At 30.7% G+C, this 440-nt stretch carries 1 protein-coding gene; it reads left to right on the top strand.

Going from position 1 to position 440, the window contains the following annotated elements; all coding sequences use genetic code 11:
- Window positions 1-41: 41 nt before the first annotated feature.
- On the top strand, window positions 42-440 hold a 399-nt coding region (locus tag AC6UDG_RS07310; RefSeq protein WP_500706941.1), incomplete at its 3' end, for an FtsX-like permease family protein.

Raw genomic sequence — 440 nt, forward strand, 5'->3', positions numbered from 1 at the left:
TTCCAACAGTGTTAATTCCATTATTAGGGGAGGTTCTGATAATGATTGAAGCTAAATTATCCTTCCATAGTCTGAGACATAATCTTTCGCGATATGCCCTATTTATCCTTTCAACGTCACTATTAATTGGAATTAACTACATTTTATTTAGTTTATTAAATAATAGTAGTCTTCATAACAGTGAATATTGGAAGTTGATTGAGGCTCTGATGATACTCGGACTGGTATTTGTATTACTTATTTCTGTGATTTTTATTTTCTATGCGAATAGTTTTTTGATGCGACAGCGGGATCAAGAGCTTGGTCTGTATAATATTTTGGGACTGACTAAAGCAAATTTAGATCTGATTCTTTTGATTGAAAATATCATTTTATACTTAGTTAGTAGCGTAATTGGGATAATATTTGGGATCACTTTTGTAAAATTAGCGTTTTTAATT

Source organism: Fructilactobacillus sp. X2R1C1, assembly GCF_059901435.1.